Annotated in this window: 24 protein-coding genes and 1 pseudogene; 17 read left to right on the forward strand and 8 right to left on the reverse strand. The window is 55.7% G+C overall.

Annotated features, from left to right (window positions below; translation table 11 throughout):
- Nucleotides 1-58 precede the first annotated feature (58 nt).
- Entirely contained in the window at nt 59-586 is a 528-nt protein-coding gene (locus ACZ1HV_RS21725) for a tripartite tricarboxylate transporter TctB family protein (RefSeq protein WP_298813048.1), read from the forward strand.
- A gap of 30 nt (nt 587-616) precedes the next feature.
- The gene (locus ACZ1HV_RS21730) at nt 617-2,155 is read left to right on the forward strand and encodes a tripartite tricarboxylate transporter permease (protein WP_472716283.1); all 1,539 of its coding nucleotides are present in this window, start codon (nt 617-619) and stop codon (nt 2,153-2,155) included.
- A gap of 63 nt (nt 2,156-2,218) precedes the next feature.
- Here ACZ1HV_RS21730 and ACZ1HV_RS21735 read toward each other — a convergent pair whose 3' ends face one another.
- The 5 genes from ACZ1HV_RS21735 to ACZ1HV_RS21755 form a co-directional block, all read right to left on the reverse strand.
- A complete protein-coding gene (locus tag ACZ1HV_RS21735; RefSeq protein ID WP_298813044.1) occupies nt 2,219-2,785 on the reverse strand; it encodes a TetR/AcrR family transcriptional regulator in 567 nt (188 codons plus the stop codon).
- Entirely contained in the window at nt 2,782-3,855 is a 1,074-nt protein-coding gene (locus ACZ1HV_RS21740; RefSeq protein WP_298813042.1) for a flavin monoamine oxidase family protein, read from the reverse strand. Before ACZ1HV_RS21740 ends, ACZ1HV_RS21735 begins: the two co-directional genes overlap by 4 nt.
- Nucleotides 3,855-4,538: an SDR family NAD(P)-dependent oxidoreductase gene (locus tag ACZ1HV_RS21745; RefSeq protein ID WP_298961375.1), complete on the reverse strand. Its 684-nt coding sequence runs from the start codon at nt 4,536-4,538 to the stop codon at nt 3,855-3,857. The genes ACZ1HV_RS21740 and ACZ1HV_RS21745 overlap by 1 nt, the downstream gene beginning before the upstream one ends.
- Entirely contained in the window at nt 4,535-5,209 is a 675-nt protein-coding gene (locus ACZ1HV_RS21750; RefSeq protein WP_472716284.1) for a cupin domain-containing protein, read from the reverse strand. The genes ACZ1HV_RS21745 and ACZ1HV_RS21750 overlap by 4 nt, the downstream gene beginning before the upstream one ends.
- Nucleotides 5,210-5,382: 173 nt before the next feature.
- Nucleotides 5,383-6,750 (reverse strand): aminotransferase-like domain-containing protein, encoded by a 1,368-nt coding sequence (locus ACZ1HV_RS21755; RefSeq protein ID WP_298961612.1) that lies wholly within the window; start codon nt 6,748-6,750, stop codon nt 5,383-5,385.
- A gap of 281 nt (nt 6,751-7,031) precedes the next feature.
- Between ACZ1HV_RS21755 and ACZ1HV_RS21760 the strand changes: the two genes are divergently transcribed.
- The 9 genes from ACZ1HV_RS21760 (at nt 7,032) to ACZ1HV_RS21800 (ending at nt 14,901) form a co-directional block, all read left to right on the forward strand.
- Nucleotides 7,032-7,514, forward strand: coding sequence for an MSMEG_0572/Sll0783 family nitrogen starvation response protein (locus ACZ1HV_RS21760; protein ID WP_298813035.1), 483 nt, complete (start codon nt 7,032-7,034; stop codon nt 7,512-7,514).
- A 72-nt stretch (nt 7,515-7,586) separates the two neighbouring features.
- Nucleotides 7,587-8,609 (forward strand): Nit6803 family nitrilase, encoded by a 1,023-nt coding sequence (locus tag ACZ1HV_RS21765; protein ID WP_472716285.1) that lies wholly within the window; start codon nt 7,587-7,589, stop codon nt 8,607-8,609.
- Nucleotides 8,599-9,699, forward strand: coding sequence for an MSMEG_0568 family radical SAM protein (locus ACZ1HV_RS21770; protein WP_298813031.1), 1,101 nt, complete (start codon nt 8,599-8,601; stop codon nt 9,697-9,699). The genes ACZ1HV_RS21765 and ACZ1HV_RS21770 overlap by 11 nt, the downstream gene beginning before the upstream one ends.
- 1 nt (nt 9,700) lies before the next feature.
- The gene (locus tag ACZ1HV_RS21775) at nt 9,701-10,243 is read left to right on the forward strand and encodes an MSMEG_0567/Sll0786 family nitrogen starvation N-acetyltransferase (protein ID WP_298985633.1); all 543 of its coding nucleotides are present in this window, start codon (nt 9,701-9,703) and stop codon (nt 10,241-10,243) included.
- Nucleotides 10,240-11,232: a sll0787 family AIR synthase-like protein gene (locus tag ACZ1HV_RS21780; RefSeq protein ID WP_298985632.1), complete on the forward strand. Its 993-nt coding sequence runs from the start codon at nt 10,240-10,242 to the stop codon at nt 11,230-11,232. Before ACZ1HV_RS21775 ends, ACZ1HV_RS21780 begins: the two co-directional genes overlap by 4 nt.
- Nucleotides 11,225-11,536 (forward strand): MSMEG_0570 family nitrogen starvation response protein, encoded by a 312-nt coding sequence (locus ACZ1HV_RS21785; protein WP_298985630.1) that lies wholly within the window; start codon nt 11,225-11,227, stop codon nt 11,534-11,536. The genes ACZ1HV_RS21780 and ACZ1HV_RS21785 overlap by 8 nt, the downstream gene beginning before the upstream one ends.
- On the forward strand, nt 11,533-12,804 hold the full coding sequence (locus tag ACZ1HV_RS21790; RefSeq protein ID WP_472716286.1) for an MSMEG_0569 family flavin-dependent oxidoreductase: 1,272 nt from the start codon (nt 11,533-11,535) through the stop codon (nt 12,802-12,804). Before ACZ1HV_RS21785 ends, ACZ1HV_RS21790 begins: the two co-directional genes overlap by 4 nt.
- An 85-nt stretch (nt 12,805-12,889) precedes the next feature.
- A complete protein-coding gene (locus ACZ1HV_RS21795) occupies nt 12,890-13,684 on the forward strand; it encodes a Pnap_2097 family protein (protein ID WP_472716287.1) in 795 nt (264 codons plus the stop codon).
- Nucleotides 13,685-14,070: 386 nt separating this feature from the next.
- The gene (locus ACZ1HV_RS21800) at nt 14,071-14,901 is read left to right on the forward strand and encodes a nitroreductase family protein (protein WP_472716288.1); all 831 of its coding nucleotides are present in this window, start codon (nt 14,071-14,073) and stop codon (nt 14,899-14,901) included.
- 58 nt (nt 14,902-14,959) lie between these two features.
- On the opposite strand, the gene ACZ1HV_RS21805 is transcribed toward ACZ1HV_RS21800, so the two are convergent.
- Genes ACZ1HV_RS21805 through ACZ1HV_RS21815 form a run of 3 tightly spaced genes read right to left on the reverse strand, consistent with a single transcriptional unit; the run spans nt 14,960 to nt 18,468 of the window.
- A complete protein-coding gene (locus ACZ1HV_RS21805; RefSeq protein WP_472716289.1) occupies nt 14,960-15,694 on the reverse strand; it encodes a hypothetical protein in 735 nt (244 codons plus the stop codon).
- Between the two features lie 13 nt (nt 15,695-15,707).
- The gene (locus tag ACZ1HV_RS21810; RefSeq protein ID WP_472716290.1) at nt 15,708-17,291 is read right to left on the reverse strand and encodes a PIG-L family deacetylase; all 1,584 of its coding nucleotides are present in this window, start codon (nt 17,289-17,291) and stop codon (nt 15,708-15,710) included.
- Between the two features lie 16 nt (nt 17,292-17,307).
- The gene (locus ACZ1HV_RS21815) at nt 17,308-18,468 is read right to left on the reverse strand and encodes an ROK family protein (protein ID WP_472716291.1); all 1,161 of its coding nucleotides are present in this window, start codon (nt 18,466-18,468) and stop codon (nt 17,308-17,310) included.
- A 135-nt stretch (nt 18,469-18,603) separates the two neighbouring features.
- On the opposite strand from ACZ1HV_RS21815, the gene ACZ1HV_RS21820 reads away from it, so the two are divergent.
- From ACZ1HV_RS21820 to ACZ1HV_RS21845, 6 genes and pseudogenes are all read left to right on the forward strand, one after another.
- A complete protein-coding gene (locus tag ACZ1HV_RS21820; RefSeq protein ID WP_472718485.1) occupies nt 18,604-19,845 on the forward strand; it encodes an extracellular solute-binding protein in 1,242 nt (413 codons plus the stop codon).
- A 65-nt stretch (nt 19,846-19,910) separates the two neighbouring features.
- Nucleotides 19,911-20,810, forward strand: a complete 900-nt coding sequence (locus tag ACZ1HV_RS21825) for a carbohydrate ABC transporter permease (RefSeq protein ID WP_298813009.1) — start codon at nt 19,911-19,913, stop codon at nt 20,808-20,810.
- Between the two features lie 80 nt (nt 20,811-20,890).
- A complete protein-coding gene (locus ACZ1HV_RS21830) occupies nt 20,891-21,694 on the forward strand; it encodes a carbohydrate ABC transporter permease (protein WP_152504174.1) in 804 nt (267 codons plus the stop codon).
- Nucleotides 21,691-23,186 (forward strand): annotated as a pseudogene (gene argH, locus ACZ1HV_RS21835) (argininosuccinate lyase). Before ACZ1HV_RS21830 ends, argH begins: the two are co-directional and overlap by 4 nt.
- A 4-nt stretch (nt 23,187-23,190) precedes the next feature.
- Complete coding sequence (locus ACZ1HV_RS21840; RefSeq protein ID WP_298961404.1) at nt 23,191-24,246, forward strand: ABC transporter ATP-binding protein; 1,056 nt, start codon at nt 23,191-23,193, stop codon at nt 24,244-24,246.
- On the forward strand, nt 24,246-25,136 hold the full coding sequence (locus tag ACZ1HV_RS21845; RefSeq protein ID WP_298985763.1) for a carbohydrate kinase family protein: 891 nt from the start codon (nt 24,246-24,248) through the stop codon (nt 25,134-25,136). Before ACZ1HV_RS21840 ends, ACZ1HV_RS21845 begins: the two co-directional genes overlap by 1 nt.
- Nucleotides 25,137-25,152: the final 16 nt, after the last annotated feature.

Here is a 25,152-nt window from a genome sequence, read left to right on the forward strand (position 1 = left end):
CATGGGCCGGGCGTATTGGCCTGCCCATGCGTCCTTCAAGTGTGAGCGAGAAATCAAGATGAAGAAGTGGTTTGCCGGGGGACTGCTTTTGGTCGCCGTGGGTTACACGATTTACGGCGGATCGACCCTGATGCTCTATACCCAGTCAGGTCGTCCTGCGGCGGGGTTCTTCCCCCTCATGATCGGCCTCTTGCTGATCGTGTCCTGTTCGGTGAACCTTTGGTTTGATGTCCGGGAATGGCTCCAGGAACGCGCATCTGGAAGCGGCCATGCACACCAGCCGGAACCTGCTGCGGAAGGCACGGCAGAAGCCTTGGGTCTTGACACCCACACTATCGACGGCGGGCAGGAACACGCCCGCGATGTTGTGATCGTTTTTGCCTATATCTGCGGCTTCGTGGCTGCTCTCAAGGTCGTCGGTGCCCTTTTGGCGATGATTGCCTTCATGCTGGTTTTTCTCTTCACATTCGATCGATCCAGGCCAGTCACCAACATCATCTACAGTCTTGCATTGCCAGGTTTCCTGTACTGGCTTTTCAAGATCCTTCTGAATGCCTCTCTGCCTCTGAGCCCGCTGGGCTTTTGATCCAGACACGCCGTCAATCGAGTGCGATCCATGTTCAGCGAAGTCATCTCCAACCTCTCTCTCGGCCTCAGTATCGCAGCTTCACCTGAGGGGCTGTTGTTTCTTCTGCTTGGCGCTTTTGTCGGCATGATCGTCGGTCTGTTCCCTGGCTTTGGCCCGGCCGCCGGTATTGCCGTGCTTCTGCCGCTTACCTTTGGTCTCGATCCGACCACGGCCATCATCATGCTCGCCGGAATTTATTATGGCTCGATGTATGGCGGGACAATCACGTCGATCCTGATCAATACGCCCGGAGAATCAGCGACTGTGGCTTCGACACTGGACGGCTATCCACTGGCGCAAAAAGGGCGCGCCGGCCCAGCCCTTGTGATGCAGGCGATTGCCTCCTTCTTCGGAGGCACCATCGGTGTCTTGCTGATAACCGCACTTGCGCCGTCGCTGGCAAACTTCGCCTCCAAATTCGGTCCGTCGGAATACTTCCTGATCATTGCAATCGGACTTCTCATGCTGACGACCATGATGGGCGACAACAAGTTCAAAGGGTTCATTTCCGCTTTGATCGGTTTTGCGGTTGGCAGTGTTGGTGTCGATGTGATGAGTGGTCAGCAACGGTTCACATTCGGCTCGCCGGAATTGATCGGCGGTGTCTATTTCGTTGCCGTCGCAATTGGTCTCTTTGGCATCGGGGAACTCTTGCACTGCATCTTGAATGGCCAGCATCGTCAGCCGGCTGAAAAGCTGCGCATCAGCTTCCGTGACAAGGAATTCTGGCCGACACACAAGGATTTTGCGGAATCGAAATTCACGTTTTTTCGCGGTTCAGCCATTGGGTTTCTGGCAGGTGTGCTGCCGGGATCAGGCGCGACACTCGGGTCTATCATCGGCTACTCGGTAGAAAAGAAAGTTGCCAAAGACCCCGAGAATTTCGGCAAGGGCGAAATGCGCGGATTGGTAGCGCCCGAAGCGGCCAACAACGCCGCTTCAGCCGGTGCCATGGTTCCTTTGCTGTCGCTTGGTATTCCCGGGTCCGGTGCCACAGCGGTTTTGCTCGGGGCCTTCATGATGTGGGGGCTGCAGCCCGGGCCGCTGCTGATTGTCAATGATCCGGAGTTTGTCTGGGGTCTGATTGCCAGTATGTATCTCGGCAACATGATCCTGATCGCTCTGAGCATCTTTGCGATCCCGCTGTTCGTGAAGTTTCTGGATATCCCATACCTTCACGTTGTTCCCGTTATCGTGCTTTTGTGTGTGATCGGTGCTTTTGCGATAAATGCAAGTATTGTGGAGACATGGATACTTGTTGTCAGCGGTGCTGTCGGATTTGCCATGAAAAAGTTCGGCTATTCGCCAGCCGCAACAGTTTTGGCTCTGGTTCTGGGATCCATGGCTGAAGAGACGTTTCTTCAGTCATACATCATTTCACAAGGCACGTTGAGTGTGTTCTGGGAGCGTCCCGTATCGCTGATTCTGAGCATTATTCTGCTGTGTGTCGTGCTTGCTCCGTTTGGCTTAAAACTGGCTCAGCGCGTTTTCGGAAAAACAGAAAAGCATCTGGCTCATCAGAAATAGACTGTTGTGAGCATCGGCCGGCTGTTCAGGTGTGTCCTGACAATTCGGGTTTCGCTGATTGCCTCAGGTCAACCGTCCCAGCAAAAGGGCAAGGGCATTGTCGAAGACGGCGGGCTCTTCTTGCGCGCGCGCGCTGAGCTGAGCGCCCTCCATCAGCGACAACGCTGCCTGGGCCTCCTTGGGCGGGTCTTGAACACTGGAGATCGAACCATCAGTGCGACCTTTTTCAAAGATCCGGGTCAGCACGCTGATTACCATTTTTCTGAAACTCGTTATCTCGTCGATTGCTGCCGGTGAAAGGCTTTCCCGACTGCCGATGAAGGCAACGCACAGGCACAGACTGTCGCCCTCGCTCATCGCTAGCCGGTAGATCTCTATAATTTGGGATAGTTGTTCTGCGGCTGTCCGTGACGACCGCTCGATCTCTTCACAAGCAGATTGCAGCGCTTCGCGGTAGCGCTTCATCAGGGCTGCGGACAACTCAGCCTTGGTTGCAAAGTGGTAGTGAATACTTGCTTTGCGGATGCCGACATCCTCAGACAGATCAGCATAACTGAACCCGTCAAATCCGCGGCTTCTGACGGCTCGCTCTGCCGCATCCAACAGTGCCGTTTTGGTATCCTTTGTCATGCATCCACCTGTGCTTCCCGCAGGATTTTATGCACCACATTCTCGGAGGCTTCCAGAGCTCCTTCCAGATAGCCCCCAAATTGGCTCGCAACTTCCGTACCCCCGAAAAGGAGACGGTCGTCCCAAAGATCAGTCATTGCTTCAGGCAAGCCGTAGCGGGGGTGTGAGTATTGCGGTTGAAGGTCCAGTGCAGTCGCTGTCAAAGGGTCAAAAGCCCAGTCCTTGATCAGAAGCGTCTTCGGTGCGGCGGCATCAGGCCCAAACAGTCGGACGAGCTGAGCGATCACCGCCTTGCGCAAAAGCTTCTCGTCTCTCCTGTCGTCGGGGGCTACACCGATAAATCCGAAAAGCGCATAAGGGCCGCGTTCCTCAGGGGAGGCGTCATGAACTTCCACCATCGGGCCCAGTCGGCTCATGGCGTCGCCGGAAAGTCCTGACTTTCGCCAAAAAGGATCATCGTAAACGGCGACAGCTTTTGCTTGACCAGCCATCCATGTTGCGATGCCGGACATGGCAGAAACGGCAGCTTCCGGAAGAGGTGGGGTGAACGCGATCTGCTCGGCCGCGAGCCGTGGAGGCAGGGCAAGAACAACGCGTCTTGCCATCAGGCTCTCGCCGTTTTGTGTGATCGCCAGAATATGGTCCGCTCTTGCGTCAAGCGCGACCACCTTGGTCGCAAGCCGCAGGAGGTTCTCCGGCAAAAGGCTTTGAAGTGCCGAAATCAGGCTGCTAAGGCCACCCTTCAGCCGATAGGAGCCTTGCATGGACGCGAAGCCCTGACCCCTTTGAACGCTGCCACGTTCGTCCTCGAAGGTCAGGTCGCCATCGGCATATTGCTCGAATTTTTCCAGTCCGAGCTTGTCGATGAGGGCAGCGATGCGCGGTTGGCCGGGCCAGAACCAGGCAGGACCGAGATCAAAGCGCTCACGATCGACCGCGTCAGACCGGATCCGGCCACCAAACCGGGTTCTGGCGTCCAGCACAAGATAGGTTTGGCCCTTTGCTTCAAGGCTTGCTGCAAGGCTGAGGCCTGCGAGGCCGCCGCCTATGATGAGCGTATCCGTCAACATCAAAAGCCCTCGGTGGCAGGTCTGAGGTCCAGTTCATGTGTCCAGGTGGATTTGGGTTGATGCGCAAGCTGCCAATAGGTTTCGGCAATATCGGCAGGCCGGATCATTTTTGCTGGATCAAGGTCGTGCAGTGAGCGCGACCGTTGCGTGTCTATGATGCCGTCCAAAATAACATGGGAGACATGAATTCCGGCAGGCTGAAACTCGCGTGCCAGCGATTGGGTCAGACCCCTCAGGGCAAATTTTGCAGAGGCAAACGCCGAAAAGCGTGCACCGCCCCGAAGTGAGGCCGTTGCGCCGGATACGAGAAAAGCGCCTCCACCAGCCGCTACCATTGGCTGGATCACCGACTGGGCGAGCAGCACCGCGCTCAGAAACATTGATGCCCAGGTGCTCTGGTACTCCTGAAGAGAGGTTTCCAAAAAGGGTGAGATGACGAGTTCGGCGGTGTTGTGGATCACCACTTTGGGCGCTCCGTGCTCATTCATGAGGCCCGCAATGGTCTCTGGTACGGCAGTTTCATCCGCCAGGTCGAGCTTTTGAAAGCGACCGGAAACCGCATCGGGTTTGGTTCTGCCAAAGCCGACAACCTGGTATCCGCCGTCCTCAAAGCGTGCCGCAAGTGCCTGGCCAAGGCCAGCGCCTGCACCCGCGACAATGGCAAGGGGCTTCTCGGAGCTCATTTTAAAACCTCCGGTGCCTTGGCATAGGGCAGGTGTCCGGTTTTCATCCAGACCTGTGCGCCCTCATTGGCCGCATCGAGCGTCAAACTGTCCCCGGCTGGAAGGCGTAGCCAGGATCCCTTTCGCAGGACCTCATCGCCACATTTGCCGCTGCCGGAAATGACCAGCAGTTCAATGCCGCCCGTGTCATCAACGAATAGGGTTGCACCTGGGTCGATCCGATGAAACGTGACCGTTTCACGCTCGTCCTGGTGAAGCAACGCCGTTGCGACGCCGTCTTCCGTTTCACCCAGGCCGTCCGCCATGTTCTTGCGGAACTGGTTACGGTCTTCCATGTCGAATTGCCACAACTTCACAAAGATCGTGCAGCCGTCGTCAGATCCGGGTGTATGCGCCGAAGTCGGCGGATTTCGCACGTAAGTGCCTTCCGGAAAATCTCCGTGTTCGTCTTGAAAGACACCATCAAGCACGATGAATTCCTCACCACCTGTGTGCGTGTGGGCGGAAAACTTGCTGCCCGGGGCATAGCGAACGATTGTCGTCGCACGGGCGACTTCTCCACCAATTCGGTCGAGCATGCGCCGGTCGACACCTTTCATCGGAGAGGCCTGCCATTCCAGTTTCTCGGAATGAACAACAACGCGTTCCGAAAAATCAGCATTCAGTTCCATGCCGGGTCTCCATCTGGTTTGGCGGGTGTAAAAGTCATGCGCAGGCCTGGTGCGCGTCTGTGTTCCCGCAGCACGGCGTTCCATAACATAGACAAACTAATTCTACCTATCAATAGGTAGTCATGAAAAATATTCTTGTCATCCTCCAGGCAGGCCACTCCTGTTGTGGCTTGTCAGCTGTACAGGTTGTGCTCCAGCGTATGGGCAAGGAGTTGCAATGCCGTCTTGAGTTCATCGCGGGTGATCCGCCCGCCCAGACAGACCCTGATATGTTCGCTTGGATTTCCTCCAACGGTAAACGGATCGCTCGGGACGAGACCGATGCCCTTGCCTGACATCTGGCCGACAACAGCTGCTCTGGAGAGGTTGGGTGGTAACTTGAGCCAGATGTTGAAGCTGACCGGATCCGCTGCAAAGCTGAAACCGGTCAAGATTTCTGCGGCCAATGCCTGGCGGGCTTTTGTTTCCGTTCGGATGAAGCGACGAATGTGATCCGCCGTTCCGTCCTGGATCCACCTTGTCGCGAGTGCCATTGTCACCGGTGAGGCCATGACTGTCATGGATTGAATAGCGGATGTGAAGCTCAAAGCTGCCTTGGTGTCGGGTGCAACGACGTAAGCAAGACGAAGGCCGGCGCCAATACACTTGGCCAGACCGCCAATGTGCCACGTGAGTTCGGGAACTGCCGCCGCAAATGGGCTGGGTGCATGTTCTGGAATGAACCCGTATGCGTCGTCTTCAATCAGAGGCAGATTGTGGCGCTTGAGGACGGCTGCAATTTCAAGTCGCCGTTCTTGCGGGATCGTCAGGGTGGTCGGGTTTTGAAGTGTCGGGTTCAGGTAAAGCGCTTTCGGAGTGTGGATCCGAATGGCTTCTTCCAGGGCGTCGGGTTTAATGCCGCATGCGTCGCTCTCAATACCCGCAAGCTTCAGGCCGAGCGAGCGAGCAATGGTCCTGATGCCCGGATAGGTAACCGATTCACTCAGAACGGTCTCGCCGGGTTCTGCGAGCATGTTGAGAATTGTCATCATGGCCGGGTGTGCGCCTGGGGTTATGAACACCCGTTCCAGCGAAGGCACCATTCCCCGCATGCTAAGCCATGAAGATGCTGCTTCCTTGTCGACTTCGGTTCCGGTTCCGTTTTGATATCGCAGCAGGGATATCAGGTTTCCGGAAACCACCGAAAGGCCGGCCTGCATGCGTTCAATGAGATCCGGATTGTCCGTCTCCGGCGGCAGGTTCATGTTCAAGTCCACCTGCTCCGCGCGGCGAGGCTCGCTTTCGACAGCTGGTCCTTTGATCGTTTTTATGAATGTGCCGCGTCCGACATGGCTTTCTACAAGGCCTCTTTCGCGTGCTTCGACATAGCCGCGCGACACGGTCGTAAAATCCACTCCAAGAATGTCTGCGAGCTTTCGCTGGGGCGGTAGCCGGTCCCCCGGCATGAGGATTCCCTTTTGAAGGTCTGCTGCAATCAAGTCTGCGATTTCGATGTATCGCGGTTTGCCGCTTTCAGGCAGGGCGGGTTTCCAGTTCTTCATTCCGAATCCGGGCATGTCCATTTGTTGCGTCCTGTGTAGCAGAATTGATTCTGATTGTATGTATGCAGCTGATTGTATGGAGTTTGTTGCAGCAAAAATTGTAATTTTTGCCTCAGTTTTAAGCACCTTTCGGCCTAGGTTTTATGCATTTGATTTTGATTTTCGCACCTGTTGGATTTTCGTATTTTTCGCTTTTGATAGCGAAAATGATGTGCATACAATAGTGCGGTAAATCAATAATTGTATGGCAATTGTATGGCCATAATAACTAGGAGCATGAAATGCCAGAGGTAACGGCACCGGCACACGCGGACGGCGATTTCTTCGTCAATTACGAAGAGAAGGTTTTCGAAGATGTTCAGGCGGAAGAGGGCGAAAAAGCTCTTGTCACATTCCACACCGTTGCATTTGAAGGTTCGATCGGGCTGGTCAATCTTCTCCAGGCCACACGGCTTCAGCGGAAGGGCTTTGAAACCTCCATTCTGCTTTATGGACCGGGTGTCTCACTTGGCGTCCAGCGAGGGTTCCCGAAACTTGGTGATGAAGCCTTCCCGGGACATCTGGCAATGAACAACCAGATCAAGAAATTCATGACGGAAGGTGGCAAGGTCTATGCGTGCCGGTTTGCCCTGCAGGCGTTGATGGGGCACGGCGAGCCCTCACTCATTCCCGGCATCACCCCAATTGCACCCCAGGATGTTCTGGACATCGTGCTGCTGCATCGCCGGGACGGTGCTTTCATTCTGGACACCTGGACCCTCTAGGTCTCCGTGTGCCCGGCCGACCAATGCGGCCGGGCAAGACATTTCCTGCCCACCCAAAGTCAGTAGCCAGCAATGACAACAACATCCGACACAATTCGAGTTGCCGCTGTCCAGATAGCCCCTGATCTGACGTCGAAAGCACGCACGATGGACAAGGTCTTGTCTGCGATGCGTGAAGCGGCTGGTAAAGGCGCAAGGCTCGTGGTCTTCCCGGAAACCTTTGTTCCCTGGTACCCGTACTTTTCTTTCGTTTTGCCGCCGATGTTGGCCGGGCAGGAGCATCTTCGTCTCTACGAAGAGGCCGTGACGGTACCGAGCGTTGAAACAGCTGCTTTGGCAGCATTAGCCAGAGAACTCGACATTGTGGCTGTGATCGGGATTAACGAGCGCGATCACGGCTCGCTCTACAACACGCAACTGATTTTTGATGCCGATGGCACACTGTGCCTCAAGAGGCGCAAGATTACCCCGACCTATCATGAGAGAATGATTTGGGGGCAGGGCGACGGTGCAGGCCTTAAAGTTGTGGAGACCGCGGTTGGGCGTGTCGGTGCGCTTGCTTGCTGGGAGCACTACAATCCGCTTGCCCGATATGCCCTGATGACGCAGCACGAAGAAATTCATGTTGCCCAGTTCCCAGGGTCGCTTGTTGGTCCGATCTTTTCAGAACAGATCGAAGTTTCCATGAGACACCATGCGCTGGAAAGCGGCTGTTTCGTTGTCAACGCCACCGGATGGCTGACCGAGGAACAAATCAATTCCATCAGCGAAGATCCGAAGCTGCAGCGCGGTCTGCGGGACGGTTGCATGACGTGCATCATTTCGCCCGAAGGCCGGCATGTCGTGCCGCCTTTGACGGAAGGCGAGGGAATACTGACAGCTGATCTGGATATGCGACTGATCACAAAGCGTAAGCGCATGATGGACAGTGTCGGGCATTACGCCCGCCCGGAACTGTTGCATCTCGTGCATGACACGAGGCCTGCGGAGACGGTGATGCCCGTTGCTGCGCCACCCGCTGCGAACACTTTGCCTGATGCCGATATCCCGTCACAAATCCAATCCGCCATCGAGGAGCCTTTCAATGCCGGCTGAAGTTCTCATCAATGAACTGCAAACCCGTGGAATTCGCCTCGTTGACCCGAAAGCCGGGCATGAGGCGCGGCGGGGAGGTGCAGGGCCGACCGACCACAAGGCACTGACCGTGGACGGTGTCACAGTCATGGTGCCGGTACATACGGCGCCAGCTTTCGAGAGCCCGTTTCTGGCCGATGCACCTGGTCCCGACGGCCGAAGCAATGTTCTCAAGGAGGGCAGCAAGGTCGGCACAATCAGTTTTCCGGGTCGGCCGAAATTCTATGATCTGGAGACGCCGGACGGTGTCCCCTACCATCAAATTGCGACCTTGCATGGGCGGGATGTTCTCGCGACAACGGTGCTTCAGACTTGCATCCGCTATCAGAGCAGAACCAAGACCTGTCAGTTTTGTGCAATAGGCCAGTCGCTCGCCGCCGGACGCACAATAGCCCACAAAACACCAGAGCAGCTTGCCGAGGTTGCCAAGGCCGCGGTTGAGCTGGACGGCATCAAACACATGGTGCTGACCACGGGTACGCCGAAGGGGCCAGACCGCGGTGCAGCTGTCATGGTCGAAAGCGTGAAGGCAATAAAGGCTGCCGTCGACATTCCGGTTCAGGCGCAATGCGAGCCGCCGGAAGATGATATCTGGCATTCTCGCATGAAAGAGGCCGGTGTCGATGCGCTCGGAATGCATCTTGAGGCGGTGACACCCGATGTCCGCGAACGGATCATGCCCGGAAAAGCGCAGGTTGGCCTTGAAAAGTATTTCGATTCCTTTCGCGCAGCTGTGCCAGTGTTCGGTCGCGGTCAGGTCTCAACCTATATTCTTGCAGGGCTCGGCGACACCGCCGACGCCATCTTGAAAACCAGTCAAGCGCTCATCGAAATCGGCGTCTATCCGTTCGTCGTGCCTTTTGTGCCTGTCTCGGGTACGCCCTTGGAAAGTCATCCTGCACCCACCGCTGAGTTTATGGACTCCATATTGCGGCCCTTGTCGAAAATGGTTGTCGATGGCGGATTGCGAGCTGAGGACATCAAGGCCGGGTGTGGACGGTGTGGCGCATGTTCAGCGCTTTCTGTCTATGAAAAGCTTCAGGTGCGGTGACATGTTCGAATTTGGCCGAAAGCCGTTTCTCTCCCCACAGTTTGCCATTAAGGCGGCTTCCGCGCCTTGGGAGTTCGCCGGGGCGACAGCTCTGCGCATAAAGGTTTTCTGCGAAGAGCAGCAGATCTTTCAAGGGCACGATCGCGACGATGTGGACCATCGGGCCCTGCCGCTTGTCGCTGTGTCGACACTGGCGGGTGAGGCCGATGAAGTTGTCGGGACCGTCAGGATCCACGAGGAAGAGCCTCGTATCTGGTGGGGATCGCGTCTGGCTGTAGCTGAGTCTCATCGCCGTGTCGGCCGGCTTGGAGCTGAACTCATCAGGCTTGCAGTTTCCTCTGCCAATGCCTTCGGCTGTGACCGGTTTTACGCGCATGTTCAGGAACAGAACGTCCGACTATTCGAGCGCCTGCATTGGTCGTGTCTTGAACCCATCGATATTCACGGCAAACGCCACATGAAAATGGAGGCGAACCTGGACGCGTATCCTCCGTTCGAAACCCCCGCGAATGGCTGGACCATGCCCCTGAGGGGGCGGCAATGACTGCACAGACTTGGCCGGACACATTGTCAGGGATTGTGAAACTGCTGCGGAACGATCCGGGGTTGATGGGCAAACGCGACATCGATGCATCTTGCAACATACTTGGCCTCAGCCAGACAGCGCCTGGCCGGCCTGGCGATGACACTGCCATTCTGCCAGATGGCGACGACTATCTGCTGTTCGCCATTGAAGGCTTCATCAACGCTTTTGTCGAGGCAGATCCCTGGTTTGCCGGGTGGTGCAGCATCATGGTGAACATGTCCGACATTCTTGCAATGGGTGGGCGGCCTATTGCCGTGACGGATGCGATCTGGACGGCTGATACATCAAAGGCTGAACTGATATTGGAAGGAATGCGAGCAGCATCGCAAACATATGACATTCCGATAGTCGGCGGTCATACCAATTTCAGAGCGGGACAAAGCCAGCTCGCCGTTTCGATACTGGGCCGTGCAAAGAGGTTGATCACCAGCTTTGACGCAGCTCCCGGTGACAGGCTGATTGCGGCGATTGACCACCGGGGCGGATACAGGGCGCCTTTCAACAATTGGCAAGCGGTTCTCGATGCACCGGCTGAACGGCTGCGCCAAGATACCGAGGTTTTGCCACTTATCGCCGAAGACGGTTTGTGTTCAGCCGGAAAAGACATTTCACAAGGAGGCCTTGTCGGCACTGCGCTCATGCTTGCGGAGTGTTCAGGGGTTGCGATCAAGTTTTCGCTCGAGTGCATTCAACCGCCCCCGGGTGTCCCGCTTGCGCGCTGGTTGGTCACGTTTCCCTCTTTCGGTTTTCTTCTAAGTGCACCGGCACGCACATCGAGTTCGGTTGTTGCCAGATTCCAAGAAAGAGGCATCTGGGCAGCCGACATTGGCGAAGTGTCTCAAGGAGCATCCGTCTCATTGTCCTATGAAGGAGAGGAAGACATTCTCTGGGACCATCGGCAGAGCCCCTATCTCGGACTGAGGCCAAAGGAATTGGTCCATGCCTGATCTCACATTCCGGATCCGATGGCCCAATGGTGACGAGGAGGCTTGTTATTCGCCATCCTCGATAGTGCGCAACTTCTACCGGGAGGGCGAGACATATGATCTCAATGAGTTCGTTTTGCTCAGTGAAAGAGCGTTCGAAGCAGCTAGTGAACGGGTTCGTGCCGTGCATGGGTATCCGTGTTCTCGTGCAGCGTCCCAGTTGGCAACTCTGAAGTCCAGATCCAACACCTTTGAAACCCATCCCGATGCAACCGTTACCTTTCTTCGGTTTGATGCCGGACTTGCAAGCAGGACATCGTCATGACCAGCAATACCTACGTTTCCATCCCTGTTGTCATTGTGGGAGGTGGGCAGGCGGGCTTGTCCGCCAGCTACTGCCTCGGCAAGAAGAATATCGAGCATGTCGTATTGGAGCGGTATCGATTTGCTCATCAATGGCGGGAGAACCGCTGGGACAGTTTCTGTCTGGTGACGCCGAACTGGCAGTGCAAGCTGCCGGACTTCCCTTATGCCGGCGACGATCCGCACGGATTCATGTTGAAAGATGAAATTGTCGCGTATCTGGAGGCTTTCGTTCGCAGTTTCGACCCTCCGCTCAAGGAAGGTGTCACGGTTACTGACATCAGCAGACGTGACGATGGACGGTTTGTCGTTTGCACCAATGAGCAAAACTATCTTGCTGAACAGGTGGTGATTGCATCGGGAGGTTATGATGTTCCAATCATTCCTTCCTTTGCTGAAGAGATCGACCCGTCCATTTTTCAGATCCAGGCCGGAGATTACAAATCACCTGCTCAGCTTCCGGATGGGAGTGTTCTTGTCGTCGGAGCCGGTCAGTCGGGTGTTCAGATCATGGAAGACCTGAAACTTGCTGGTCGGAAAGTGCATCTCGCAGTTGGTCCAGCGCCAAGGGCACCGCGCATGTACAGGGGGCGGGATGCCACCGACTGGCTTTACGATATGGGCCACTATGACCTGACTATCCGTGATCATCCCCAAGGTGAGGCAGTTCATGAGAAGACCAATCACTACCTGACGGGGCGCGACGGAGGGCATGAGATCGACTTGCGGAAATTTGCACTCGACGGCGTCACTCTCTATGGAAGCATGGCCGGAGCATCCAGCTCCGGGGCTACGTTTGCTCAGGATTTGGAAAGAAATCTTGACGATGCCGATGAAAGTTATGTCGGTATTCGAAAGGCGATCGACGATTACATCGCCACAAACGGTATCGATGCGCCGGATGAAAAACCTTTTGAAAAAGTATGGCGACCTGGGCAGGAGCCGACACAGCTCGATTTTGACAAGGAGAACATTACGTCTCTTGTCTGGGCTATCGGTTTTCGACCGGACTATTCCTGGCTGAAAGTTGATGTCTTGAACACACGCGGGCGCCCGATCTACGACCGTGGAGTATGCGCGGTAAAGGGATTTTATTTTCTGGGACTGGGTTGGTTGAACACCTGGGGGTCAGGTCGCTTTCTGGGCGTCGGTGACGATGCGCAGTATCTCAGTGAACAGATTGAGATCCTGCACGAAACCAACAGAGCCACGCTCAGCAAAGTATCCTGACTGAAAACATGAAAAGCTCAGCAGAAATTGCCGCGACTGCCCAGGTGCGGTCTCAGGGGGCTGGCAAAGCATTCAGACGCTCGGGATGCCAGAGCTTGGGTATGCCGGCCTGTCTGAAAACTGGATGCTCAAGACACTCGGGCACCGTCATTGGCGTCTGATTGCCAATGCCGCCGGCCAACAACATGCCAGCTTCAAGGACCGGAGCGGCAACGATGTTTATGCCGCGTTCTGTGCTTTGTCGGTAGATTGCCCGGGTCTTTTTCTGGCTGATCTCGATGATAGTCTGGAGACAGTGTCTACACTCTACCGGGTCTCGCGTGCGCGACTGGCTTCATTGCATGTCCTGAAGCTCAAGGGCGAACCAATCGCTTCGGTCTGCCTGGTGTCAACCTTTGTCTCCCGCATGGTGGTTGGTGAAAACGCGAGCGTTGCCAGAGTGGATTTTGCCGGGCTCCCCGCTCTGCCGGCATTGCCCGCTGACCTGGAGTTTCCGCACCTTGCTGCCAGGCTGGCGCGCTCCGGTGCGGATAGACATCTTGGCTTGCGAATGTCGCAGGCAGAAGACAATGATCCCGACTTGATCTATGAAACCAGCCCATCCCTGGACTTCAATCGTGCCGGGCTCGTGTACTTTCCGTCGTTTGTGGCTGCCGCGGAACGAGCGGCGTCAAATCGCTTCGGCAAAATGGCGCATCAATATGTTTTGCGCCGGCGAGATGTTTTGTTCTTTGGAAACCTCGATCTCAATGAACCTGTTGCGGTTCGAATTGCAGACTGGGTTGATACGGGGCAGAAGGTCAAAACTTCGCTGTTGCTAACCGGTGTGAACGAACGCCGGGTCTGCGAGGTCTTTTGTGAGTATGGAAAAATAAACTGAGAGCAGCCCCGTTTGTCGGCTTTCGGCCGCTAATTCGAAACGGCTTCCCCAGTTACCGCTGGTTCAGTGTCCGCCACTGGTTAAGCACCATGGCGTGGACTTGTTCAGCGCTGCGGCTGGAACAAACACGATCACGCAATAGCAATGGCCTTGGAAAGCCAACTTCCAAAAGGACCAATCCTATTTTGCTTCACGCACTCGAGATGTGCCGAGGTCCTGACGGCTGCATCAAAGGTTTCCAATGGCAGGGCCTTGCAGTTTACGACTGATATCCAGTCTAGTGTCAGGAACTAGCAAACCTGCTGCCAATTCCGGTGTCTGGTTGGAGGGGCGCAAGTAGCTTATGGGATTGTCCGTCAGGCCGGCATTTCAAGGGTGGCACCTCAATGAATTCACTTTCTGACCAACTTCAACTCAGGTACGGCGAAGAGGTTGACCTGAATGGTCTTGGCACTGAAGCAAAGTCGCTTGAAAGTATGTTGAAGCGTGGTTCTTGTCGTTTATTTCAGGATCGGCAAGTGGAGCCTGCGCTTTTCAGGCTGTTGTGCGCAGCGGCCCTGGCGTCGCCCACCAAAAGCGATCTTCAGCAGCGCGACATCATCATTGTTCGCGACGAGGCGATCAAGGAACGTCTCTTGCAATTGGCAGGTACGGCTGAGTGGCTCGGCAAGGTTCCGAACATTGCCCTCTTCTGCGGAAACAACAGGCGACAGCGACAGGTGCATGCGCTGCATGGGCGCCCTTTTGCAAACGATCATCTGGATGCGTTTTTCAATGCCGCCGTCGATGCAGGCATTGCGCTCGCGGCTTTTGTCACTGCCGCCGAGGCCGTTGGCCTTGGGTGTTGTCCAATCAGCGCCATTCGAAACGAAGCCGACAAGGTCAGCGAACTTCTGGCATTGCCGGATCACGTTTTTCCGGTTGCTGGGCTGGCATTCGGCTATCCCGTCAGGCCGACCCCGACCATCAGTCTGCGCCTGCCTCTTTCCGTAACCATCCACGAGGACTGCTATAGCGAAGACGAACCGGCACAAGTCATCGCCGGTTATGACACCAGGAGGGAAGCGCAACAGCCCTATGACCGTCAGCGTGCGACGGAAATCTTTGGAACAGCAATGACCTATGGGTGGTCGGAGGACAAAAGCCGTCAGTATTCCCTGCCTGAACGCGACGCTTTTGGAGCGTTCATCCGGGCGAAAGGCTTCAATCTCTCCTGACCCAAACCCGGGCACCTGCAAATAAGCGCGGCGATTCCAGGGATCTCAGGACGGATTTTCATTGCCTCGGGGTAACAAGGTTCACCATCAGGCGGAATGCGCCGGGAACAAGTTTTTCCATTTGATGATGCAGGATCAGCGCGCAATGGACATGCCGCCCGCGGCCAATGTCTGCGGCCAGAAGCGAGCCTTTGTGTGGTGCTTCGCCCGGATCCGACATTTGCAGCAAGGGCACATATTGCGGATCCCATGATTTTGCAAAGTAAAGCCCGCGCTCCTTGTGCCAGCCGGACCAGTCATCCGCCCCAATGACGTTGGGCTGGTTGAGAAGCGGATGCGTTGGGTCGAGGACGGTGACCTCAGCGGTTTCGTCAGTTACGCGCCAGCGCAGCGACGGTTGACCGATTTCAAGATGCGCCGGAGGCGTTGAGGCTGGCTGCCAGTTGTCCCATGGGCGATGGTAGAGCGTTAGCAGTGTGCCTCCGTTTGAAACCCAGCGGTGAAGGGCAGGCAGCGCCTCAAACACGTCGGAGCGCGACTTCATTGCGAAAATTCCGATGACAATGGTGTCAAACCGGGAAAGCGCCGCATCGGTTTCAAGATCGTTGCGGGAGATTTGGCTTACGTTCAAGCCAAGCTGTTGGAGCCAATAGTCGACCCGGTCATTGCCACCGCCGGCATATCCAATTCGGGCAGATGTTGTGCCTGCGTCAACGACCCGTATCGAGACCTTTGCGGGCCGGCACAAGGATCTGGGCGGAAGATCATCCCGTGTGATGGTCTGAATGCTCACGGCGGGTATATCGTCAAGGAGCAGAGGCAGATGATAAAGCCCCCGGAGAGATTGCCCGGCGCTGCAACATCAAACCCGGTTTCGGTGCTGCTGACAGTCCAGCCCTCCAGAGCATCCAGCGTTTTTGAGGCGTCTGGCGACGAAACGTTGCCGAGCCTGATGGGCTTTTTTTGACCGCGGCGGAAAGGTTCAAGACAACTGAGGATGGTGTCAGGTCGGCACTTCGTTCAGGCAGGACTTGTGGCGGTATGTCGAACGGAATGAGGGTCCTGCTTTTGACGCCGTGAGTTGTCAGCTCGAGTTTCAGGCATGGCGCTTCCGGTTGATCGGGAAGATATCGGGAAGGGTAAGGATCGCTGATTGGGGCATTGACGGTTCGGATCGAATTCAGGTCACCTTCCCAGTGATCTGGGAGGTGGAGCAACAGATCAAGTTGTTCGGCTTCGCCTTGATCGATTTCGGTCGAGACTGATGCCTGGTCGGTAGGCTTAAGGGTATCTTTTTCAAGCCAGCCATAGCAATCAACCTGGGCTGCCACCCGAATAAGCGTTGAGAGCTGGCTTTCCTTTCGAGCAACCCTGTGGCTATGCACCGGCGAGATATCTGGAGCGGCTGCTCGCAATTGAGAGAGGGCAGCGCTTGCGTGTTTCAAAATGGCTGAAGCGTCGGGGAAGGCGCTTAATGCTGCTTCGATTTCCAACTGGGCTTTGGTCAGTTCAGGCGTGCTGCCAAGGTCTTTCAGAGTTGATGGCAGGCCAGCCTCCAGGGACGCTTTACCATCTGGCAAATTGCAGACTTTAAGGTGGAGCGGCCAATTGTGTTCGCGGCCTTTGGGAATCCATCGCCCCATGCCCTGGCTCTTGTGAAATGCCCGGCTTTGTTCACCGAGCTGAAAGAAGGTCGCGCCGGTGACGGGGTCGCGGCCATGGCCCGAGACTTCGATCGTAGCCGGTGGCGGTGGCAGGTCGTCATCATAAGACTGTCCCGCGCCCGACCATGCAGGCAAATACATTTTGGAAACCTGCCACACCGGGTAACTGCTTTCGGTATAGGCAGGGTCGGCGGCCAGTTCCATTGCTTCCTCCGCCGCCTGGGTCATGGCCCGATGGTGGCCGTGCTGTCCCGGCACATCAAGAAAGGTCGGGCAAATGATGTCAGGCCGTTCCTCACGCAGAATGTCGACGAAACGTTTCAAGGTGCGCTTGTGGTCCCAGGTCTGCAAGGTGTCGGTTCCCGACTTGGAAAACCCGAAATCGAAAATCGTGTCATCAGGTGTTTCCGACAGCCAATAAAGGCGCATGTTGAGAATGTCGGCAGCCTGCTCCATCTCCGCTGTACGCAGAACCCCGAGTGCGGCACCTGCCTCGCGCCCCATGATATTCTGTCCGCCTTCACCGCGTGTCGAACAGGCGTAGGAAAGATCTATGCCGTGGTTGAGGCTGAAACTTGCCAGCATCTCGGACGTCTCGTCGTCCGGATGAGCACCGGTATTCATGAAAGACACGACCGAGCGCAACGGGATCAGAGCGCGCCAGAGCTGAACCAGAAATGGGTCGTCCTTCTGCCGGGATATCCGGTGCAGATCAGTCAATGGCATGGATGTGTCCTCAGGTTCAAGAAACGGTAATTGGAGTGAAGGCGCTGTGCAGGACCAGTGATGCCGCACCGAGCGTAGCGGTCAAGCGCCCACACGTGCCGCGTTGCAGCCTTGGCAGCAAATTGTCGTTGCGATTGGCAATCGACGCGGACGGAAGCGGGCAGTTTGAAATCAGGTGGTCGATGAGTTCAGGCGGCATGGCGCCACCCAGAATGATAGTCTGCGGGTCGAGCAGGTTTTCAAGCGTCAGAACTGCGTGTCCCAAAGCGTTTGCTGCTCTTTCAAGCCAGTCTGCCAATCGCTGATCTTGGGTGCTGAAGAGCTCTGAAATCCCGTCGAGATCTATCGGTCCCTTGCTGCCGATATATGTCTGAATGGAATCCCGGCTGAGCAAGCTTTCCAAGGGAGCAGGACCATTTGGCCCGGGGAAGGGAATATGGCCGACTTCTCCGGCATTTCCGAATGCCCCCGAAACAAGCCTGCCATCCTGGACAATGCCGAGGCCAAGTCCGCGGCCGAAATAAAGAAACGCATAGCAGCCGATGCCTTGTGCAACACCGGTCAGGCTTTCGGAAAGCGCGGCGGCATTCGCGTCGTTGGAGAGTTCGACAACGCCTCCGAGCGTCTCCTTGAAAAGGCTCTGTGCGTCGGTGTTTTCCCAGCCCTTGAGGTCGGAGCTGCGCCCAGAAAGACCCGTGTCACCAAACGGTCCAGGCATGACGATGCCACTTCCAAGGATGGCATCCAGTGAAATGGGCGATGATGCGATCATGGTGTCGCGCAGCCGAAGCACATGATCGCATACGGCTGTGGGCGAATTGTCTTCAAGCGCCGTGCGCTGCGTGCTGATCTGTGCCCCGGAAAGATCGACAAGAGCGGTGAAGATGGCATCGGGCCTGATTTCAACACCGAAAGCATAGGCGCCTTTGGGGTTCAGACCGTACAAGACGGCAGGCAGGCCACGACCCGAAACTCTTGTTCCCTTTTCTTCGATAAGGCCATCTGCCAGCAATTCAGCGATTATGTTGGACGCGGCCTGTGTCGTCAGTCCGAGCGAACGGCCGATTTCGGCGCGGCCCATCGTGCCCGCGGCCTGAATGCTGCCAAGGACCGCCTGCCGGTTACGGTTCCGGCTACGCAACGGGTTGGACCCTCTGATTTGCGTCTCGACTTTCATGTTCGATCTAATAACTCAAGAAAATTGACAATTCAATTTATTTGACTTAATCAATTTTCATGTAGGCGGCAAAGACCGTCCCTCCAGACCAAGCGTGCACGCATCCAGACGGGAGCATCAGCAATGTCAAAATACATGAAGCGCATGGCGCTGAGTGGGTTAACCGCTCTGGCCACCTTGTTCGGCAGTTCTGCAATGGCTGTCGAGATCGAATATTGGCAGTATTTCTTCGACGCACGAGTTGATGCGATGGAGCAGCTGATCGAAAAATTCGAGGCCGCCAATCCCGACATCACAGTGAAGATGACCCATTTTCCGTATGCGGATTATCGCACCAAGGTTGCGGCGGCCATTCCGGCCGGCGAGGGACCGGACGTTGTGCAGCTTTTCTATGGCTGGCTAAACGACTACATCGAGGCGGATCTCATCCAGCCGTTGCCGAAAGACCAGTTTGACCCGGTAGCCATCGATGCAGAATTTTTTCCGATGGTTCAGGCGATGAAGCGGGATGGCGCGTATTACGCTTTGCCGACCGCCGTGCGTTCTCTGGCACTTTTTTATAACACCCGGCTTTTTGATGAAGCGGGAATTGAAAACCCGCCCGAGACCCTTGAAGAACTTGTCGAAACCGCCAAGAAACTGACGAAGGTCGATGGTGCCGGCAATATCACACAGGTTGGCATTACCACCGGTATGACCGCGCAGGATCACCATTGGTGGCGCGAGGTCCTGGTGCGCCAGTTCGGTGGTGAGCCATACAAGGAAGACTACAAGACCGTAAACTACACGGATGATGCCGGGTTGGCCGCATTGAACTTCTATGTCGACCTGGAGAAAGAGCACAAAGTCACTCAGTCCGGTTTCATGGACGAGCCACAGGCGGCCTTCAAGGGCAACCGCGCCGGCATGCACATCGACGGTTCTTTCCGGATCGGATCTCTGAACAAGGTTCGCGGCCTCAAATGGGGCGTTGCGGAACTTCCAGCCGGGCCCGATGGCGCGAGGTCGAATTATTCGTCTTACTGGGTGAACGGCATCACCTCCAAGGCGGAAGGCGAGAAATACGACGCGGCCGTGAAGTTCCTGAAATACCTGACTTCCGACGAGGCAATGCAACTCTGGTTGGATGTTGTAGGTGAACTGCCGGCGAAGCCGTCGGTCGGTATGGTCGAGGCAAACGCGAATGATCCGACCTTCGGGCCGTTCATTCGTGGTTTGGCCTACGCCAACACCACCAAATTTGCCAATGAATCAGCACAACGCCAGGCAATGGTGGACATGGTTGCAAGGATCGATATTGAAGGTCAGGACCCGGCAGAGAGCCTGGCTGCAGCTGCTGCTGAAGAGCAGAAAGTCCTCGACGACTACTACAAGTAAGATCGTCTAAGCGAACGGACTGCCGCCTCGCGGCAGTCCTTTTTCCAACGATCGCACGGTGCGGCATGTCTGCCTACAAGAACCTCTCCATCAGGCAAAAGCAGATTGTATGGGCATGGCTGTTTCTGGCGATCCCTGTCCTGTTTTATGTGGTGATCCGTTTTTATCCGACGGGCACCGCTTTCGTGATTTCCTTTCAGGAGTGGAATCTCCTTGGCACGCGCACCTGGACGGGGCTGGAAAACTACGAGAAGCTCTGGAACGATCCGGTTTTCTGGAAGGTTTTCCGTAACACCTTTGCCTATCTTTTGCTCGGTACACCGGTCTCGCTGGTGATCAGCTTCGTGATCGCATATCACCTCGACAAGACACGTTTTCTGCACGGCTTCCTGCGGATGCTATATTTCCTGCCGTTCATGACATCAGCGGTTGCCATGGCGTGGGTGTGGAGGTGGTTCTATCAGCCTGTTCCGATCGGCCTTTTCAACAATTTGCTGGCTTCGATCGGCATCCCGCAAATCGAATTCCTGAATTCGACAACCAATGCCTTGCCGTCCATTCTGGCGCCTGCAATCTGGGCGGGCCTCGGATTTCAGGTCATTATTTTCATGGCGGGGCTGCGCGCAATTCCTGGAAGCTACTATGAGGCAGCCAAGATCGACGGTGTCGGCTGGTGGACGGTGCTCACCCGCATTACGTTGCCGCTCCTGAAACCCACGATCGTATTCATCGTCGTCTTCTCTTCAATCGGTTTCCTTCGGATTTTCGACCATGTCTTCAACATGACGACAAACAATCCGGGCGGGCCGCTCAATTCCACGAAACCGTTGGTTCTGATGATTTACGAAACGGCATTCAGCAGTTTTAACATGGGCTATGCCGCAGCACAGACCGTCGTCCTCTTTCTTATCCTGCTGGTGGTCAGCCTTCTTCAGCTTTGGATCCTGAAGGGGGACAATACGTGAGCCTTGCGACAAACCCTGGCCAGCTGCCACGTGCTTCGGTCAATGAGGTCTTTGCGACCCAGACCAAGAAACCTGCCAATATGGGTCAGATCTTGCGCTGGATGGTTCTGTTTCTCGGCGGCATTTTGATGATCGCACCGATCGTCTACATGATCTCGACGTCGCTGAAGTGGCCCCATGAAGTCTACAACGTCAATCTGATCCCGGAAGAGCCAACGATCGAGAACTACACTTATGTTCTTGAAGACGGACGCTTCTATCTCTGGTTCGTGAATTCCATCATCATTGCACTGATTACAACGGTGTCGAACCTCTTCTTCGACAGCCTTGTCGGATATACTTTGTGTAAATTCCGTTTTCCCGGCCGCTACATCGTCTTCATCGCCATCTTGTCGACGCTGATGATCCCGACGGAGATGCTGGTCATTCCCTGGTATACGATGAGCCAGGCTTTTGGCTGGCTCGACAGCTATTGGGGCATCATGTTCCCGGGCCTGATGACGGCTTTCGGCACGTTCTTGATGAAGCAGTTTTTTGAGAGCGTTCCGAATGATTTTCTCGAGGCCGCCCGCATCGACGGTCTGAATGAATTCCAGATCTGGTGGAAAATTGCCATGCCATTGGTCAAGCCGGCCTTGGCGGCTCTGGCGATTTTTGTCTTCCTGGGCAATTGGACTGCTTTTCTCTGGCCGTTGATCGTCACAAATTCAGTCGAGATGTACACGGTCCCGGTCGGTCTTTCAGGTTTTGGAGATGAAGTTGACGTTGCCTGGGAACTGATCATGACCGGGGCGGCGATTTCCACGATCCCGACACTTATCGTCTTTCTGATATTCCAGCGCTTCATTATTCGAGGTGTCGTTATGGCGGGGCTCAAGGGATGACCGGACCAGTCAAGGATACTTCTCAATTTCCTGATCCTGTCTACAAGGAAACCGTGCTTTCAGACCTCTTTGAGGGTGTGAAGGCAAACTATGCCGGGCACATGGCTGCCATCAACAAGGCCCATCTGGTGATGCTGTCGGAGACAGGCATTTTGCAGCCGGCGCAGGTGAAACCGCTCGCCTTTGCATTGTCCGAGATCGACGATGATGTTGATGTGGCGTCGCTGGTCTACACCGGCGAACATGAAGATTATTTCTTTTACGTTGAAGCGTTGCTGCGCCGGAAGCTCGGTGATCTTGGGGGCATGCTCCATACCGCAAGATCACGCAACGACATGGACCATACCTTGTTCAAGCTGGCGTTGAGAACGCGCATGGACAAGCTATGGGGGAAGCTGAGAACCTCGCCCGGACATTCATCAACAAGGCCGAGCGGGAAGCCGAAACCCTGATTGTTGCCTATACCCATGGTCAACCTGCTCAACCATCCACTTTCGGTCACTATCTGTGTGCGGCGCTGGAAGTTCTCCTTAGGGATATGGAACGTCTCGCACTTGCCATGGATACGATCGATCATTGCCCGATGGGCGCTGCCGCGATCACAACGACTGGCTTTCCGATAGACCGGCAGCGAACGGCCGCTCTACTTGGTTTCGAAGCTCCTGTGATGAACTCTTATGGTTGCATCGCGTCCGTTGACTACGTGACCGGTCTCTATTCGGCCCTGAAACTCGTTTATGTCCATCTCGGCCGTCTGATCCAGGATCTGGCATTCTGGTCTTCTTTCGAGGTCGGCCAGCTTTATGTGCCCAACAGCTTTGTGCAGATCAGCTCGATCATGCCGCAGAAACGCAATCCGGTTCCAATCGAGCATATGCGCCACTTGTCGGCCGTCACGGCAGGACGATGCGACGTCATGGTCGACACAATGCGAAACACACCCTTCACTGACATGAATGATAGCGAAGGCGAGGTGCAGCAAGCCGGATACGCGACTTTTGAGAGCGGGAGCCGGGTCCTGAGATTGCTGGCTGCGTTCGTTTCTGCGGCCCGGATCAATGAAGATCGGGTGCGCAAAAACGCAGATGCCGCCTGTGTCACCATTACCGAATTGGCTGACACGCTTGTGCGTGACGAGGGATTGAGCTTCCGGCAAGCCCATGAGATCGCGGCCGCTACGTCCAGGGGCGTACTTGCAGAAGAAACTGCGCTGAGAGACGGGTTCAACCATTTCAAAGCTGCTTTTGCCCAGGAAACCGGTCGTGATCCGAACCTGAGTTCCGATGGCTACAAAACCGCAGTATCTCCCGAGAGATTCGTTTCCTGCCGTGATCGGCTGGGCGGGCCTGCACCGCAGGCATTGCGTCATGCCCTTGTGAGTTATCGCGACCAGCTGTCCGCGCTTGCAAGCCGGCAGAGCGCGCGCAGACAGCGCTACGATGCAGCTGCAACCGCTCTTGACCAAACCTTTTCATCGCTTCTGGAGACTTGAACCCATGGCGAACCTGTCATTGCACAAGCTGACCAAGTCCTATGGGAAGGTTGAAGTCTTGCACGGCATCGACCTGGATATCAAGGATGGCGAGTTTGTTGTTTTCGTCGGCCCGTCCGGCTGCGGCAAATCCACCAGTCTGCGCATGATCGCCGGTCTTGAAGACATAACCGCCGGCGAAATTCGGATCGGAGACCGCGTGGTCAATAATCTGGAGCCGAAGGACCGCGACATTGCGATGGTCTTCCAGAACTACGCCATCTATCCGCATATGACTGTTCGCAAGAACATTGCTTTTGGCCTCTGGACGTCGAGCCTGAGCAAGGCAGAAAAGGCAAAGCGGATTGAGGATGTTGCCCGCATACTGGACATGACCGACTTGTTGGAGCGAAAGCCCTCGCAGCTTTCGGGTGGTCAGCGTCAGCGTGTGGCAATCGGTCGTGCCATGGTCCGCCAGCCGGCCGTGTTTTTGTTCGACGAACCGCTGTCCAATCTCGATGCGCAATTGCGGACCCAGATGCGGCTGGAAATCAAGAAGCTTCATCAGCAGGTCGGCAATACAATTATTTTTGTGACGCACGATCAGGTGGAAGCCATGACGCTTGCGGACCGAATTGTGATTATGAAAGACGGCCATATTCAGCAGGTCGGAACGCCGGAAGAGGTCTTCTATTCGCCCGCAAATACTTTTGTGGCCCAATTTATCGGCGCGCCATCCATGAACATGATCAATATCACTGGCGGCGGCGAGGAGATAAGGCTGAAGAGCGGTGGCAGCATCAATCCAGGCAAGACAACCCAGGACGGGCGTGAGATGCTTTTGGGTGTTCGGCCGGATGACCTGACCATTGAGACAGATAACCCGATTGTCACCGGTAAGGTGGTGGTTCGCGAACCACTCGGTTCTGAGACCCTGATTTATGTGAACGGACCTGACGGCGAGATCGTCGCGAAAGTACCGGGCAAGAGTGGCGTCTTGGTGGGTGATGATGTCAAGCTCGGAGCAGCGCCGGAAACGCTGCATTTTTTCGACACTGAAACCGGAGCCGCGTTGTTGTGATGCTGCACTCGGACACATCAGCCCAGGTCTTGTGCATCGGGCGGATCTATTGCGATCTGGTATTTGCCGGCATTCCCAGAATGCCGAGCCTTGGGTCCGAAGTCTTCGCTGAAGGTGTTTCACTGCATGCAGGTGGCGGTGCATTCAATACGGCAGCCGCCTTTGCCGCGCTCGGCTGGCAAACTGCGCTAAGCGGCGTGTTACCGGCAGCCCCTTTTGAGACAGTGATCCTGCAGGAAGGACGGGAAAGAGGGCTGGACCTTTCCACGTGCACATCGGCCGCCCCCAATGCTTCGCCACAAATTACTGTTGCGATACCTCTTCAAGGGGACAGATCTTTTTTGAGCCAGAAATCCGGTGCCGCCTTTCCGGCTTTGAACTCGTCTGTTCCTGGCTTCAGGTCAATCAAACACTTGCATATCGGTGAGCTGAAAAGCCTCTGTGAGAACCCTGATGTGCTTGGAGTCGCCCGTCAGGCTGGCTGGAGTATTTCGCTTGATTGTGGTTGGGACGACGCATTGTTGGCACGGGGCGCAGAGGTGTCCAGCCTCGTTCAGGCCGTTGATGTTTTCCTGCCGAACCAGCGCGAATTCGCAACATTGGAAGCTTCAGGTCTTCAGACCGGCGGCGGGCCGCTTGTTGTTGTCAAGGAAGGTGCGTCCGGTGCAACGGCAATTCGCGCTGAAGGGTCTGTCCATGCTGCAGCAAACAGAGTTGAGGTGATTGATGCCACTGGCGCAGGTGATGCCTTTAATGGCGGCTTCCTGTCTGCCTGGCTAGCCCGGGAAGATGTGGCTTCCTGTCTGGCAATCGGCAATCGGTGCGGTGCTCAAGCGGTCCAGTCTTCCGGTGGCGCGGCCTGGTCCGTCGGCAACGAGCTGGCGTCCTGACCAGACTGCGAGGTAT

The organism is Roseibium sp. JB4-4 (genome assembly GCF_055693425.1).

What these genes read in the sequence shown, in the direction of transcription:
- ACZ1HV_RS21780 (WP_298985632.1), top strand. Translation starts at nt 10,240, where the DNA reads ATGACTGCACAGACTTGGCCGGACACATTGTCAGGGATTGTGAAACTG.
- ACZ1HV_RS21755 (WP_298961612.1), bottom strand. Translation starts at nt 6,750, where the DNA reads ATGAAGAACTGGAAACCCGCCCTGCCTGAAAGCGGCAAACCGCGATAC.
- ACZ1HV_RS21830 (WP_152504174.1), top strand. Translation starts at nt 20,891, where the DNA reads ATGGGTCAGATCTTGCGCTGGATGGTTCTGTTTCTCGGCGGCATTTTG.
- ACZ1HV_RS21750 (WP_472716284.1), bottom strand. Translation starts at nt 5,209, where the DNA reads ATGGAACTGAATGCTGATTTTTCGGAACGCGTTGTTGTTCATTCCGAG.
- ACZ1HV_RS21770 (WP_298813031.1), top strand. Translation starts at nt 8,599, where the DNA reads ATGCCGGCTGAAGTTCTCATCAATGAACTGCAAACCCGTGGAATTCGC.
- ACZ1HV_RS21820 (WP_472718485.1), top strand. Translation starts at nt 18,604, where the DNA reads ATGAAGCGCATGGCGCTGAGTGGGTTAACCGCTCTGGCCACCTTGTTC.
- ACZ1HV_RS21775 (WP_298985633.1), top strand. Translation starts at nt 9,701, where the DNA reads ATGTTCGAATTTGGCCGAAAGCCGTTTCTCTCCCCACAGTTTGCCATT.
- ACZ1HV_RS21810 (WP_472716290.1), bottom strand. Translation starts at nt 17,291, where the DNA reads ATGCCATTGACTGATCTGCACCGGATATCCCGGCAGAAGGACGACCCA.
- ACZ1HV_RS21735 (WP_298813044.1), bottom strand. Translation starts at nt 2,785, where the DNA reads ATGACAAAGGATACCAAAACGGCACTGTTGGATGCGGCAGAGCGAGCC.
- ACZ1HV_RS21845 (WP_298985763.1), top strand. Translation starts at nt 24,246, where the DNA reads ATGCTGCACTCGGACACATCAGCCCAGGTCTTGTGCATCGGGCGGATC.
- ACZ1HV_RS21840 (WP_298961404.1), top strand. Translation starts at nt 23,191, where the DNA reads ATGGCGAACCTGTCATTGCACAAGCTGACCAAGTCCTATGGGAAGGTT.
- ACZ1HV_RS21740 (WP_298813042.1), bottom strand. Translation starts at nt 3,855, where the DNA reads ATGTTGACGGATACGCTCATCATAGGCGGCGGCCTCGCAGGCCTCAGC.
- ACZ1HV_RS21730 (WP_472716283.1), top strand. Translation starts at nt 617, where the DNA reads ATGTTCAGCGAAGTCATCTCCAACCTCTCTCTCGGCCTCAGTATCGCA.
- ACZ1HV_RS21790 (WP_472716286.1), top strand. Translation starts at nt 11,533, where the DNA reads ATGACCAGCAATACCTACGTTTCCATCCCTGTTGTCATTGTGGGAGGT.
- ACZ1HV_RS21795 (WP_472716287.1), top strand. Translation starts at nt 12,890, where the DNA reads ATGCCAGAGCTTGGGTATGCCGGCCTGTCTGAAAACTGGATGCTCAAG.
- ACZ1HV_RS21815 (WP_472716291.1), bottom strand. Translation starts at nt 18,468, where the DNA reads ATGAAAGTCGAGACGCAAATCAGAGGGTCCAACCCGTTGCGTAGCCGG.
- ACZ1HV_RS21760 (WP_298813035.1), top strand. Translation starts at nt 7,032, where the DNA reads ATGCCAGAGGTAACGGCACCGGCACACGCGGACGGCGATTTCTTCGTC.
- ACZ1HV_RS21725 (WP_298813048.1), top strand. Translation starts at nt 59, where the DNA reads ATGAAGAAGTGGTTTGCCGGGGGACTGCTTTTGGTCGCCGTGGGTTAC.
- ACZ1HV_RS21765 (WP_472716285.1), top strand. Translation starts at nt 7,587, where the DNA reads ATGACAACAACATCCGACACAATTCGAGTTGCCGCTGTCCAGATAGCC.
- ACZ1HV_RS21825 (WP_298813009.1), top strand. Translation starts at nt 19,911, where the DNA reads ATGTCTGCCTACAAGAACCTCTCCATCAGGCAAAAGCAGATTGTATGG.
- ACZ1HV_RS21745 (WP_298961375.1), bottom strand. Translation starts at nt 4,538, where the DNA reads ATGAGCTCCGAGAAGCCCCTTGCCATTGTCGCGGGTGCAGGCGCTGGC.
- ACZ1HV_RS21785 (WP_298985630.1), top strand. Translation starts at nt 11,225, where the DNA reads ATGCCTGATCTCACATTCCGGATCCGATGGCCCAATGGTGACGAGGAG.
- ACZ1HV_RS21800 (WP_472716288.1), top strand. Translation starts at nt 14,071, where the DNA reads ATGAATTCACTTTCTGACCAACTTCAACTCAGGTACGGCGAAGAGGTT.